Genomic DNA, 13,184 nt, shown 5'->3' on the forward strand with positions numbered 1-13,184 from the left:
CAATGAAAAAAGTTTTTACTCTCATCGCATTATTTTTATTCATCGATTCCTTTGCACAGGGAGAATATATAGTTGAGATTAATAGAACAAATGGAAATTTTAATAAAATTACTTCTGCTATACCGGGTATTACGTATGTTTATGCAAATGTACGTGCATATAATGAAACAAATGGAACATTCATTTTTCAGGGAGGGATGATAAGTCCGGATTATTTATATTCCATCGATGTTACTAATGGTTCAGTCATTTCTAATCCCCCATTTACATTTGTTGATGGCAAAGAGTTCGAATTTGATAATTCAACAGGAACTTTATATGGATTATTTTTTGACACTGGACTGTCTCAATACTTCTTAGAAACTATTACCCCCACAACAGGGGTGCATGTTAATGTATCCACAAGCCCTATTCCCAATATGGGTATTTGCCAGGGTTGTTCTACGTTTGATGAAATCAATAATAAATATCTACTAAAAGGGAATAATAATATTTTATCAATTGATGCAACTACCGGAATTATAAGTTCAAATACAGCACTTGGTTTATTATCAGGAGAAGTTTTAGTAGGTGCTTCTCTCTCTTATGACAATTCGACTGGTATATTATATGGACTACTATGGGATTCTAATATCACAAATAAGTATTTTTTAGTCTCAATTAACCCATCAACTGGAACAGTTACAAAAATTGGCTCGGGAACTACACTTCTGGAGCAAGGTGGTAGTGCTATAATAGACAAAGTCAATCAACAATATATTTACCTGTATAGTAGTGTGTCTGCAGGAGGATGGGAAATTGCGACAATAGACATTGCGACAGGAAATGTTATATACAATGCTCTCATAGCACCTTTTAATGCTAACGATAATTTCTATAGTTTGGAATATGACAACATTCAAGGAAAGTTATATGCTATTCACTGGGAGACAAACAGTACAGGAATTTCAGAACAAAATCATTTAAACAATTTCATAAACATTTATCCAAATCCCTTTTCTACACAGACAACTTTGCAGATTGACCCCGTAGGAAATCTTTCCAACGGGGCAGGCAATCCTTTACACAACGCAACCCTCACAGTTTATAATTGTTTCGGGCAGGCAGTAAAGTCATTAGTCATTAGCCATTCGCCATTCGTCATTGAGCGAGGCAATTTACCAAGCGGGTTGTATTTCATTCGGCTCATGCAAGACAACAAAACTATTGCAACTGAGAAACTTGTAATTACGGATAAATGAAAAAACCTTTTCTCATCTTTTTTCTTTTCGTCATTGCGAGCGCAGCGAAACAATCTCAGGCGCAGACAAATGTGTATCATCCAATTCCTGACACAAATGCAATTTGGAATGAAGAGACATGGTGGATCGTTTGGAGTACTCCACCCTGCGTAGTTCACGACAACTATACTTTGTTTTTCAATGGAGACACAATTGTTGGAACTTACACATACAAAAAAATTTATGCATCAGGTTTTATCGGTGCGCCTCCTTGTCAACCTCCTGGTTACAATTACTACAATCAATACAAAGGTGCACTTCGACAAGACAGTACGCTGAAGCAAGTATTTTTTCTCGGTAACCCAAGCGAATATCTTATTTATGATTTTAATATGAATATTGGCGATACAATCTCCTATAATGGAATCCAGAATGAAGTTATCGGAATTGATTCGACTATGGTTGGAAACAACTATCATAAAAGATTTTTATTAAAATCTATCACTTCACCACCATCGCCTCAAGACAGCACATATGCAATTATTGAAGGTGTAGGAAGTACTTTCGGTTTATATAATCCTATTATTCCTCCATTTGAATCTGGTTCGCAATTATATTTCTTCTGTCACAATGGTTTTGAAGCGTATCCTTCGACTAATACTGTTTGTTCATTTAATGTTGGAATCAGCGAGACAAACAAACAAGAAAATAAAATTTCCATTCTTCCCAACCCCTTTTCCACCTCCACAACTTTACACTCAGATAATTATTTAACAAACGCAACCCTCACAGTTTATAATTGTTTCGGGCAGGCAGTAAAGTCATTAGTCATTAGCCATTCGCCATTCGTCATTGAGCGAGGCAATCTCGCAAGCGGGTTGTATTTTATTCGGCTCATGCAAGACAACAAAACTATTGCAACTGAGAAACTGATAATCACGGATAACTGATATAGCTATCGGTAATCGGTTAGCATTAGTGTTATAATTTGTATATTTGTCCTATGGAAAAAACATCAATCTTGAACCGTATTACAGTAAATTCCAATCAATGTGGTGGCAAGCCCTGTGTGCGTGGAATGAGAATTCGTGTTACGGATGTGCTTGAACTAATTGCAAACGGACTGACATATGAACAGGTTCTTTCTGAATTACCTGACCTTGAAAAAGAAGATATTACTGCCTGTCTCAAATATGCTGCTGCAAAAATAAATCATCCTGTATTACATGCCGCCTGAAACTGAGATTTGGCTGGATGCTCAATTATCTCCTGCACTTTGCTCTTTCATTTCTAAACAATCCGGCAATCACTGCTTCGCAGTCCGCGAATTAGGTTTACTTAATGAGGATGACGTAGTAATTTTTAATAAAGCAAAGAAACATTCTTCTTCTATCATTATCATTACAAAAGATTCTGATTTTGTTGACTTGTTAATTCGATTTGGTTCACCTCCCAAAATTATTTTTCTTACTTGCGGCAACACTTCCAATGCAATGATGAAAGAAATTTTATCTTTTCGTCTGAAAGAAGCATTGAACTTACTAAGCAGTGCAGAAAACGAAATTGTTGAAATTGCCGATTAATTGTTTTTAAAGTGGCATCAGTCACCGACTGACACCGCTGAAAACACCTATTCCGCATTTCATTTATTTACCTATCTTCGCTCCCCATTAAAAACGGTATACAGGCATACCGAAACACAAACCAGTTCCCGATGCCTGAAAAGGAACAAAGTTTCGCCAAACTGTCAAAGACGATAAATGTCTTGATGGTGACCAAGGCGTCACCAAAAATGGCAAAACCAAATGTCAGAAGTAAAAGAAAAGGGCGCCTACAAAGATGTAGACCCGAACATCCAGTACGAAGCAGTTGACTGGACCACCATCGGAAAAAAGCAAGACGCTTACACCTCTTCCGAAAAAGAACGCCTCGAAGGAATTTATTCCACCACCATTAACAACATTGCAGAGCATGAAGTGGTTGAGGGAATCATTGTAGCTAAAACAGACAAAGAAGTGCTGGTGCGCATCGGCTATAAATCCGATGGCGTGATAGCGCTCAATGAATTCCGCTACAACCCCAATCTTGCTGTAGGCGATAAAGTGGAAGTGTATATTGATAAGCAGGAAGACAAAGAAGGACAGTTGCTTCTCTCCCACAAAAAAGCGCGCATAGTAAAAGGATGGGACAGGATGAATGCCGCGCTCGCTTCACAGGAAATCATTCAGGGATTTATCAAGTGCCGAACCAAAGGCGGACTTATTGCCGATGTGTTTGGTATAGAATGTTTCCTGCCGGGTTCGCAGATTGATATGAAACCCGTTCGCGATTACGACCAGTACGTAAATAAAATCATTGAGCTGAAAGTGGTGAAGATAAATCAGGAATTCCGCAACGTAGTGGTATCTCACAAAGCACTCATTGAAGCCGAAATTGAAGAGCAGAAGAAAGTCATCATCTCTAAAATGGAGAAAGGGCAAGTGCTTGAAGGAACGGTTAAGAACATTACTTCTTACGGTGTGTTCATTGACCTTGGCGGTGTTGACGGATTGATTCACATCACCGATTTAACATGGGAAAGAATCAATCATCCGGATGAAATTGTGAAGCTCGATGATAAGATCAATGTGGTTATTCTCGATTTCGATCACGAGAAGCGCAGAATCTCTCTTGGCTTGAAACAATTGAAACCGCATCCGTGGGATAAACTTGAAACAGAACTTAAGATTGGAGATAAAGTGAAAGGACGCGTTCGCGCCATTGAAGATTACGGAGCGTTTGTAGAAGTAATGCCGGGCGTTGAAGGGCTTATTCACGTTTCAGAAATATCATGGTCGCAGCACCTTCGCTCGGCAGGAGATTTTTTGAAAGTAGGCGAAGATATTGAAGCAGTGGTGGTGATGCTGGATAAAGAAACACGCAAAATGTCTCTCAGCATCAAGCAAATGGTTGCCGACCCCTGGAGCACTATTCTCGATAAATATCCTAAAGGCACAAAACAATCTGCCGTTGCTAAAAACATCACGGGCTTCGGAATATTTGTTGAACTCGAACCGGGCATTGACGGATTGATTCATATTTCAGATCTATCGTGGAATAAAAAGTTCAAGCACCCTTCCGAATTTGCAAAACTCGGAGATAAAATCGAATGCCTGGTGATGGAAGTGGATGCCGACAGCCGCAGAATTTCTTTGGGCGTTAAGCAGATGGAAGAAAATCCATGGGATGCATTTGAAACAGTATTCACCATTGGTTCAGTTCATAAAGGAACCATCACCACTATGACCGATAAAGGAGCGGTGATTGCCCTTCCTTACGGATTGGAAGGATATGCGCCCAAGCGTCATCTTGTAAAAGCCGATGGCTCTAACGCGCTCACCGATGAACAATTAGACTTTAAAGTGCTTGAGTTCAATAAAGAGTCAAGAAAAATTCTTGTTTCGCATACCAACATCCATCAGCAAATTGAAGAAGAACAAAAGCAAGTTGAAAGAAAAGAGGAGCAGGTGGCTGTGAAAAAAGTTCAGGACAACGTTTCTAAAAACACCATGGGTGATTTGGAAGGACTGGCAAAACTCAAAAAAGAAATGGAAGGAAAGGATTAACCTTTCTCCTTTCTCAAAGAGAAACCCTGACCCGTAAGGCGTCAGGGTTTTTTGTTTACATCCGCTTACTTCTTCTTCAAAACAAACCTTCTGAATGCCATCCACATTCCGGCAAACAGCAGCAGCAGCCACCATATTTCAAAAAAGAATACTATAATGTTTTCGCAAACGCGCCAGCCGCTCTTCACCGCTTCTTTCACACGGTGCCCGAACGAAGGCGTGTATTCATCAATGTTTTTATAGTTCTCAACCAGTTCTCTTTTTATTGCCTGCCGTTGGTAAATATTCAATTTGATGGTGCTGAAAGATACTTGTTCCTGAAGGCGCAGGTTCTCCAGTTTTGCTTCATCGGAGCGCAGGGTTTTGTTCAGCAGATTTTCTTCCGCGCCTGTTGTTTGCAAAAGTTTTTTTCCCTGCTCGTCAATGGCATTTATCAAGCGGTTGTTATGCACCTGCAGGCGCTTTTGCACCAATTGGTTGGAAAGCATGTTAAGCGAAACATCTTCCGCTTTGATCACGCGGTAATCCAGGTAATCAATGTGGCGGGCAATTTCTTTCAGCGTGGTGTCAAGATTGGTATTGGGTATGCGAACCACCACATCGTTGGCAACTGTATAAAAAATGGTTTCAAGAGTTGTATCAGCGCTCACGGGAGTGTAGGTTTTATAATCAACCGTGCTGTTGAGGTTGGTGTAGGTTACAAAGCCATCCCATTTTGCCACAAGGTCTTCAATAGCGAAACTTGCCTTGCGCACATCTTTTACTTTAAACTTCATGTCAGCCGTTCGGATGAATTTTTTTGTGCTGTCAGTTTCCTTTGCCGCTGAAGAAGACATAAATTCATTTGCGTTGCCTGAAACACTGTCGGCTTTCTCTGTTTCTTCATCCATAGGGGCTTCGGCTTTCATTTCGGAAGAAGAATATCCTCCTTCCTTATTGTTGGAAGCTTTGTCCTGCATGGAATGCTGTGCGCAGCTTATGATGAAAGTTGCGGCAAGCAGATAAACTGTAAAAGAAAAAAAGTTTTTCATTTGATTGTGTTTTAAATTTTTGTGCTTAACGGACGCATGAAGAGTTTTATTTCAGATGTAAAGAAAAGCAAATTCCATAATAGGACTTATGCAAACTTAGTGTCTTGTCAGTTCGACACGCCCTCAAAGCAGGACTACTTGATGTGACAGATTGCGTAAGTCCTATATAAAACGTGAGTCGGGAACAAATTTATATTGCACCCCTACGGGGTGCTGTATTTTCTTGTGGTTGCTGTTTCTACCAATATTATGTTCCTACGGAACAGTCCCGTTAGGGACAGCATATCGGTAGAAATACATATCTCCCAGAAAATCAAAGTCCCTTAGGGACGAAATGTTATGTTATGGTTATATTTGTTCGAGAACTCACGTTAGATAAAGCAAATTTTTTATCGGAGAATGGATAAAAAGAATAACTTTGCCATCTAGAATGAAGCAGCGCCAGATTCTAGACCCCCAGCAGATAGACCTCACCATCACCCGCCTTTGTTTCCAGCTAGTAGAAGTTCACAACGATTTTTCTAATTCGGTTATTCTCGGCATTCAGCCGCGTGGAGTTCAGCTTGCCCAGCGCATTCACAAAAAGCTTTCAGACATATTAAAAAAGAAAGATATTAAATACGGAGTTCTTGACATCACATTTTACCGCGATGACTTCCGCCAGAAAGAACTTGTGCCCTCCTCCACCGAAGTAAATTTCGACATAGAAAATAAAAATGTGATTCTTGTTGATGATGTGCTTTATACAGGAAGAACCATTCGTGCCGCGCTGGATGCCATGCTCACCTTAGGAAGACCAAGAGATGTGGAACTCGTTGTGCTGATTGACAGAAGACTCAGCCGCAATGTGCCGATACAGGCAAAATACATAGGCAAAACGATTGACTCCATTGCTTCTGAAAAAGTATTGGTTCAGTGGAAAGACACAGACAAAGAAGATGAAGTGATACTTCTGACAGACAAAACAGAAAAATGATATGAGCAAACTCTCCACTCCTCATCTGCTCGGAGCAAAAGACCTCACCGCTTCAGACATTGAATTGATTTTTAAAACTGCCGACAACTTTAAAGATGTCATCAACCGTCCGATTAAAAAAGTTCCTTCGCTCCGCGATATTACGATTGCCAATCTTTTCTTTGAAAGCTCCACACGCACAAGAGTTTCATTTGAACTGGCGGAAAAAAGATTGTCTGCCGATGTGATAAATTTTTCTTCTTCCGGTTCCTCCGTTAAAAAAGGTGAAACACTGATTGATACCGTGAATAACATTCTCGCCATGAAAGTGGACATGGTGGTGATGCGCCATCCTGCACCGGGAGCTGCTCACTTTCTTTCAAAAAACGTGAAAGCGAAAATCGTGAATGCAGGGGACGGCACACACGAGCATCCCACACAGGCATTGCTTGACGCCTACTCTATTCGCCAGAAATTAGGAAAAGTAAAAGGAAAGAAAGTGGTGATTGTGGGAGACATTCTTCATTCGCGTGTGGCGCTTTCAAATATTTTCTGCCTGAAAAAACTGGGAGCGGAAGTGATGGTTTGCGGACCTACTACCCTTGTACCAAAGTATATCCATTCACTGGGAGTGAAAGTGGAGAACAACCTTCGCAAAGCGCTTGAATGGTGCGATGTGGCGAACATGCTTCGCATTCAATTAGAGCGGCAAGACATCAAGTACTTCCCAACACTTCGCGAATACACTATGCAGTTCGGATTGAACCGTGCATTGCTCGACTCTCTGAAAAAAGAAATTACCATCATGCACCCCGGTCCTATTAATCGTGGAGTGGAAATCACCTCTGATGTGGCAGACAGCAAGCAATCCATCATCCTTGAACAGGTTGAAAATGGTGTAGCCATCCGCATGGCTGTGCTTTATCTTCTCGCTGGCAGGCACGAAGAAAACTAACGTTGGTCGAATTTTTACCAGAACTTGTCGAATAAGAATAACATTGTCTTGCATCTTTCATTATTATTTTTATACCTTTGCTCTAAGAACTAATTATACATGAGTTTTAAAATTCAAAAGAAAGACAAGTTTACACTCGTCAAAACCAGCGTTGAAAAACTGGATACCACTGTTGCTCCCTCATTAAAATCTGAACTTGTTATTCTAAATTCAGACGGAGTACAAAACATCATCATCGACCTTTCTGCAACACGTTATTGCGATTCTTCCGGACTCAGCGCAATTCTTGTTGCAAATCGTCTATGTAAAAATGCTGGCGGTTCTCTTGTAATAACAGGTTTGCAGGAACCCGTAAAAAATCTTATTTCTATTTCCCAACTCGACTCCATTTTAAATATTGCCGACAATCTTGAAGACAGCATTGAACTGCTGAAAGAGAAAGTGGGCGGTGATGAAGAATAATTATTGATATTTAAACGAATAAAAACAAAACAAAAAGTTATGATTAAAAAAATACTCTTACTCGCACTCTTCGTTCCCCTCTTTAATTATTCGTCATTCGGGCAGGCGGCATGCACTCCTGACGGTCAATACACCAACACGAGCACACAAAGAGGAATCCATCCGGATACTATTGTCAATTTTGCTCCTGCCTATGTGGGCAATCCATACTCTCAAACAATTACTGTTGTTATTCCGCAAGACACTAACAGCGGTCCCCCATTTTATATCCCTTTTAATTGGGATTCTACTGTGCTGACAGGTGTTACTGGGCTTCCGGCAAGTTTGAGTTTGACTTATGCCTGCTGGAATGCCAATGGTTTTGGCAACCCCACTCATTGCTCATGGAAAGGCAACTCTATAGGATGCGCCATCATTACAGGCACACCTGTAACTGCGGATATTGGAACACATAATTTAGTGTTTTCCATAGATAACTGGTTAAATGGACCCGGTAATCAGCCGGCTACAGTTCTTGGTTACAAGATTATTGTTTCCCCAAACACAAGTGTGAATGAAAATCCGAAAATTCAAATACTTCTGCAAAATAATCCTAATCCATTCGATGGCATTTCTGAAATTCAGTTCGCAGCAGAAGATAACGGAGTTGCCAAGTTCAAGGTTTACAATCTGATCGGAACCGTTGTTCAGCAATACGATATTGCTGTGAAAAAAGGAATAAATAATATAGAACTTAATTCTAAAGATTTTGATTCAGGAATTTATTTCTATTCTTTATCACACGGCAGCAATGCTTTCACACGCAAGATGATTGTTAACAAGTAAATGTATTGGGATTACACCGATTTTCAGAAAAGACAAAAAGGATTACACTGATGAAATAACGCAAAGTAATCGGTGTAATCTTTCTAACATCTGTGTAATAATCTTAGTATGCAATCGTTTGAGTTAACTATTCTCGGATCCAGTTCTGCCACACCCACCGCAACAAGACATCCAACCGCTCAGGTACTTAACGTACACGAGCGGTTTTTTTTATTAGACTGCGGAGAAGCAACCCAAATTCAGCTTCGCAGATTCAAATTCAAGATTCAACGCATTGATCATATTTTCATTTCTCACCTTCATGGAGACCATTATTTAGGGTTGTCTGGATTATTAGGAACCATGCACCTTCTTGGGCGTGATAAAGTATTGCATATTTATTCTCCTGCCGGATTGAAAGAAATCATAGATATAAATCATTATCATTCAAAGACCTTTTTGAATTATGATTTAGAGTTTCATGTGCTGGAAGGAAAATCGTTTGCAAAGATTTTCGAAGATGATAAAATGACTGTCGAAACTATTCCCATGAATCACCGCATTCCCTGCTACGGGTTTTTGTTCAGAGAAAAAGAACCATTGCGAAATATTATCAAAGAAAAAATTGAAGAGTACAATATTCCTGTCCGGCAAATTTTTGAAATAAAAAAAGGCAATGATTTTATTTCTCCTGACGGAAAACGTATTCCGAATTCCGAACTCACTCTTCCTCCTCATCCTCCACGCACATACGCATACTGTTCAGACACCTTATATAATGAGTCGTATATTGAACAAATCAGAAATGTAAATCTTCTTTACCACGAAGCCACTTTTGCTGATGATAAGGCTGAACGTGCAATTGAAACTCACCATTGCACGGCAAAGCAGGCTGGAGCTATCGCCCAAAAGGCAAATGCAAAACAATTAATCATTGGGCACTATTCTGCACGATACAAGGATCTTGATGTATTATTAAATGAAGCAAAAGAAAAATTTTCGAATACTTTACTTGCGATTGAAGGAAGTACTTTCAGGATTGGTTAATCTTTATTATTAACGTGAGTTTCGCTTAAGGAATCAGATGTTTCGCTCCTACGGAGCTACAAATATTGGTTGGGTTCATATTTTTCTATTAACATGATGCTACTACGGAGCAAAGTCTCGTAGGGACTGAATATTAATAGACATAATAAGCCCCATAAAATTCTCGCTCTGTAGGAGCGAAATGTATTTACAGTAGCTGCTTAAACGAAACTCACGTTATTACAGAACTTTCATACAATAAGTTCGTACTTATATAATAGAAGTCTGGACTTTCAGCTTAGAAGTCTCACGACTTCCATCTCAGAAGTCTGGGCTTTCATCTCAGGAGTATAGAATTTCATGACAAAAATGAGGTGTTAGTAATTCAATATCAAGGTATATCAATTGTTATTATATTTGTATAGAATTATTCTAAACAAGATGGCAAAGATTAAGATTCTCATAGCAGATAACAGTTTCCTGATTCGTGAAGGGTTTCGCTCCGTTATTAATGAGAATAGCAACTTCAAGCTGGTAGGTGAAGCCCAAAAAGCTGAAGACCTTTCTGAGAAACTTCTCCTCCATCTCCCTCATGTTTTAGTGATTGATTACACGTCTCTTTACTTTTGCATTGACGACATCCTTGTCATTCATCAGCACTTCCCCGAAGTAAATATTCTTGCTGTTACTAATCCTCAGAGTAAAACAATCATTTCAAAAGCAATTGAAAACGGAGTGGTGAGCCACCTTCTGAAAGATTGTGGTAAGGATGAAATTATTGAAGCCATTAATAATACAGCGAAAGGACAAAAATTCTTCTGCGGAAAAATAATTGATACAATTCTAACAGATAAAGATGCTTCGGCTTCTCTTCCGGTAAATACAGGGCAGACCAGTATGACAAAAACAGCTGAAAGAGTTTCATGCGATGGAATAAAACCTTCTGTCCGTGAAATTGAAATCATTCAACTTGTTGCCGATGGATTAACCAACAAACAAATCGCTGATAAACTTTTTCTTTCTGTTCATACAGTTACTACTCACCGCAAAAACATCATGAGCAAACTTGGTGTGAATAACACAGCAGGACTTGTGATGTTTGCCATCCGCCAGAATCTCATCGAGTCAAATAAGTTTTTGTTCGCAAATTAATTTCTTCATCACTCGTACTTCGTAAATCGTAACTCGTACCTACTTCTTGGTATTTCTTCTATTTACCCATAATTAGGTATTGCCAATATCTAAAGTGTAGATACTTTTGTTTAAAATCATTCTAAACAAAATATACTCTACATGAAACAAGTTTTATCAGTAACTCAAACGACCGTTGCAGTTGCGGTCTTTGCATTATGTTGCTCCACAGGTATATCACAGGAAGGATATTTCACTACTTACGGACATGAAGTTGAAAAAGGCGAATTAGAATTTATGCTTATGATTGATCACACAGCGCCTTCAAAAGTGAAGCGGGATGAAGGACAGCACAACTTTCTTTCTCAGATGCCCGAAATTGGTTATTGTCCGACCGACCAACTATCAATCGAATTAATGGTGGAATCATTTCAAGAGTTTGGAACTGGAATTGCTAAATTCACCGGCTTCCGATTTGAAACACGATACCGCTTGTTTAAAAAAGAAGTTTTCTTTAATCCAACTATTTATTTTGAATTTGAAGACCTTGACGCGGAAACACGCTTTAAGATGGAGACCAGCGGTTGGATAATTGCTCCTTACAAAGAAGAACCGGAAGGCGAACCTAAACGCGAAAAAATTCTTGAATCGCGACTCATTCTTTCGCAGAACATCGGAAACTGGAACGTTGCATTTAACTGGCTTAATGAAACTGATACCCGAACAGGAGCAACTCCTTTTGGTTATGCTTTAGGAGCAATGTATAAACTCACCCCTCATTACGAACACGAAGTAAGTGTCTATTCCTGTCCGATGCACTCTGATGAAGTATCCGATAAACCTGGAGAATGCAGCAAATGCGGAATGAAACTTACAGGAAAAGGAAGTAAAAAAAATGTTGTTGCCAGTACATTAACATTTGAATTGTTGGGAGGATTAGGGGATGACCAACAGATGGGAATAATTCCTTGGCGACAGGAACATTATTTTCAGCCAGGCATTATGTTACATCTTCCCAATGGTCTTATGCTTAGTACCGCATTTGCAATCGGACTTACCGATGCCAGTGATGATTTGGTGCGTATAATGCTGATGAAAATGTTTTAACAAAAACATTGTGATTAAAAATAAAACTTCCATATAAAACAAACAAAACCCCCTATGAAAAAAACTTTCTTTACAATTACTGTAATTATTGCTCTGTTTCACATTGCAAACGCTCAGGACAGGCAATTTGCAAGAACCTATCAATCAAACACGCTTCCAAAAGGTGGTATTGACATTGAAGCACAGGGCACCTTCAGAACGGGAAGGGAATATTACTTTAACCGGTTAGACACGCGCCTTGAATTTGAAGTGGGGATGAGTGATAAACTGCAATCGGCACTTTATTTCAACGCTTCTCACAAAGCATTCGGAGCAAACCTGGATACACTTGGAGGAATCGCAGATACTTCCATCAGCGGAGTCTTTTCCGAATCCGAATTTTCTGTTTCCAGCGAATGGAAACTGAACCTGATGAATTCTTCTGCTGATCCAATTGGATTTGCCGTCTATGCCGAATTCAGTATTGCTCCCAATGAATTTGAAATTGAAAATAAACTCATCTTTGATAAAAGAACAGAGAAAGATTTTTTTGCTTTTAATCTTGTGAATGAATATGAAATAAAAAATAATGTAGTGAAAGGAAAAAAGAAAACTGAATGGGAAGATGAGCCGGAGATTGACCTCGCATATATGCACATGTTTAAACCAAATTTCGGCTTAGGATTAGAAATGGTGAACAGCAATGAGATTGAAGACGGGAAATGGAACTTTTCCGCCATGTTTGGCGGACCCACATTGTTCTATTCCGGTGATGAGCATTTCCTTATACTCAACGTGCTTCCTCAATGGGCAAATCTTTATAAAACAGATGACGCACCGAATAACCTTGTATTAAATGCGCGTGAAAAACTGGAGATAAGATTATTGTGGGGATTTGGTTTGTAACCT

At 39.4% G+C, this 13,184-nt stretch carries 14 protein-coding genes; 13 read left to right on the top strand and 1 reads right to left on the bottom strand.

The window, feature by feature from the left end:
- Nucleotides 1-2 precede the first annotated feature (2 nt).
- The 5 genes from HY841_02295 (at nt 3) to rpsA (ending at nt 4,825) form a co-directional block, all read left to right on the top strand.
- Nucleotides 3-1,241 carry a T9SS type A sorting domain-containing protein gene (locus HY841_02295; protein MBI4929565.1) on the top strand — a complete coding sequence of 413 codons (1,239 nt, stop codon included), beginning with the start codon at nt 3-5 and terminating at the stop codon, nt 1,239-1,241.
- Nucleotides 1,238-2,170: a T9SS type A sorting domain-containing protein gene (locus tag HY841_02300; GenBank protein ID MBI4929566.1), complete on the top strand. Its 933-nt coding sequence runs from the start codon at nt 1,238-1,240 to the stop codon at nt 2,168-2,170. Before HY841_02295 ends, HY841_02300 begins: the two co-directional genes overlap by 4 nt.
- Before the next feature lie 53 nt (nt 2,171-2,223).
- Nucleotides 2,224-2,457 carry a DUF433 domain-containing protein gene (locus HY841_02305; GenBank protein ID MBI4929567.1) on the top strand — a complete coding sequence of 78 codons (234 nt, stop codon included), beginning with the start codon at nt 2,224-2,226 and terminating at the stop codon, nt 2,455-2,457.
- Nucleotides 2,447-2,803: a DUF5615 family PIN-like protein gene (locus HY841_02310; GenBank protein ID MBI4929568.1), complete on the top strand. Its 357-nt coding sequence runs from the start codon at nt 2,447-2,449 to the stop codon at nt 2,801-2,803. The genes HY841_02305 and HY841_02310 overlap by 11 nt, the downstream gene beginning before the upstream one ends.
- Nucleotides 2,804-3,025: 222 nt before the next feature.
- Nucleotides 3,026-4,825, top strand: coding sequence for a 30S ribosomal protein S1 (gene rpsA / locus HY841_02315; protein MBI4929569.1), 1,800 nt, complete (start codon nt 3,026-3,028; stop codon nt 4,823-4,825).
- 65 nt (nt 4,826-4,890) lie between these two features.
- Here the strand turns inward: rpsA and HY841_02320 are convergent, their stop codons facing one another.
- Nucleotides 4,891-5,856: a DUF4349 domain-containing protein gene (locus HY841_02320; GenBank protein MBI4929570.1), complete on the bottom strand. Its 966-nt coding sequence runs from the start codon at nt 5,854-5,856 to the stop codon at nt 4,891-4,893.
- Nucleotides 5,857-6,286: 430 nt separating this feature from the next.
- Between HY841_02320 and pyrR the strand changes: the two genes are divergently transcribed.
- The 8 genes from pyrR (at nt 6,287) to HY841_02360 (ending at nt 13,181) form a co-directional block, all read left to right on the top strand.
- Entirely contained in the window at nt 6,287-6,832 is a 546-nt protein-coding gene (gene pyrR / locus HY841_02325) for a bifunctional pyr operon transcriptional regulator/uracil phosphoribosyltransferase PyrR (protein MBI4929571.1), read from the top strand.
- Between the two features lies 1 nt (nt 6,833).
- Nucleotides 6,834-7,766: an aspartate carbamoyltransferase catalytic subunit gene (locus HY841_02330; protein MBI4929572.1), complete on the top strand. Its 933-nt coding sequence runs from the start codon at nt 6,834-6,836 to the stop codon at nt 7,764-7,766.
- Between the two features lie 99 nt (nt 7,767-7,865).
- Entirely contained in the window at nt 7,866-8,228 is a 363-nt protein-coding gene (locus HY841_02335; GenBank protein MBI4929573.1) for an STAS domain-containing protein, read from the top strand.
- 39 nt (nt 8,229-8,267) lie between these two features.
- A complete protein-coding gene (locus HY841_02340; protein MBI4929574.1) occupies nt 8,268-9,053 on the top strand; it encodes a T9SS type A sorting domain-containing protein in 786 nt (261 codons plus the stop codon).
- Nucleotides 9,054-9,161: 108 nt separating this feature from the next.
- Complete coding sequence (locus tag HY841_02345; protein MBI4929575.1) at nt 9,162-10,079, top strand: ribonuclease Z; 918 nt, start codon at nt 9,162-9,164, stop codon at nt 10,077-10,079.
- A gap of 420 nt (nt 10,080-10,499) precedes the next feature.
- Nucleotides 10,500-11,210, top strand: coding sequence for a response regulator transcription factor (locus HY841_02350; GenBank protein MBI4929576.1), 711 nt, complete (start codon nt 10,500-10,502; stop codon nt 11,208-11,210).
- Nucleotides 11,211-11,351: 141 nt separating this feature from the next.
- Nucleotides 11,352-12,296 (top strand): hypothetical protein, encoded by a 945-nt coding sequence (locus HY841_02355; GenBank protein MBI4929577.1) that lies wholly within the window; start codon nt 11,352-11,354, stop codon nt 12,294-12,296.
- Nucleotides 12,297-12,350: 54 nt separating this feature from the next.
- Nucleotides 12,351-13,181: a hypothetical protein gene (locus tag HY841_02360; GenBank protein ID MBI4929578.1), complete on the top strand. Its 831-nt coding sequence runs from the start codon at nt 12,351-12,353 to the stop codon at nt 13,179-13,181.
- The last annotated feature ends 3 nt before the right edge of the window (nt 13,182-13,184 follow it).

Source organism: Bacteroidota bacterium, assembly GCA_016213405.1.
In the GTDB taxonomy this organism is placed as follows: domain Bacteria; phylum Bacteroidota; class Bacteroidia; order Palsa-948; family Palsa-948; genus Palsa-948.

Coding starts and splice junctions, on each gene's coding strand:
- HY841_02295 (MBI4929565.1), top strand. CDS start 3: ATGAAAAAAGTTTTTACTCTCATCGCATTATTTTTATTCATCGATTCC.
- HY841_02300 (MBI4929566.1), top strand. CDS start 1,238: ATGAAAAAACCTTTTCTCATCTTTTTTCTTTTCGTCATTGCGAGCGCA.
- HY841_02305 (MBI4929567.1), top strand. CDS start 2,224: ATGGAAAAAACATCAATCTTGAACCGTATTACAGTAAATTCCAATCAA.
- HY841_02310 (MBI4929568.1), top strand. CDS start 2,447: ATGCCGCCTGAAACTGAGATTTGGCTGGATGCTCAATTATCTCCTGCA.
- rpsA (MBI4929569.1), top strand. CDS start 3,026: ATGTCAGAAGTAAAAGAAAAGGGCGCCTACAAAGATGTAGACCCGAAC.
- HY841_02320 (MBI4929570.1), bottom strand. CDS start 5,856: ATGAAAAACTTTTTTTCTTTTACAGTTTATCTGCTTGCCGCAACTTTC.
- pyrR (MBI4929571.1), top strand. CDS start 6,287: ATGAAGCAGCGCCAGATTCTAGACCCCCAGCAGATAGACCTCACCATC.
- HY841_02330 (MBI4929572.1), top strand. CDS start 6,834: ATGAGCAAACTCTCCACTCCTCATCTGCTCGGAGCAAAAGACCTCACC.
- HY841_02335 (MBI4929573.1), top strand. CDS start 7,866: ATGAGTTTTAAAATTCAAAAGAAAGACAAGTTTACACTCGTCAAAACC.
- HY841_02340 (MBI4929574.1), top strand. CDS start 8,268: ATGATTAAAAAAATACTCTTACTCGCACTCTTCGTTCCCCTCTTTAAT.
- HY841_02345 (MBI4929575.1), top strand. CDS start 9,162: ATGCAATCGTTTGAGTTAACTATTCTCGGATCCAGTTCTGCCACACCC.
- HY841_02350 (MBI4929576.1), top strand. CDS start 10,500: ATGGCAAAGATTAAGATTCTCATAGCAGATAACAGTTTCCTGATTCGT.
- HY841_02355 (MBI4929577.1), top strand. CDS start 11,352: ATGAAACAAGTTTTATCAGTAACTCAAACGACCGTTGCAGTTGCGGTC.
- HY841_02360 (MBI4929578.1), top strand. CDS start 12,351: ATGAAAAAAACTTTCTTTACAATTACTGTAATTATTGCTCTGTTTCAC.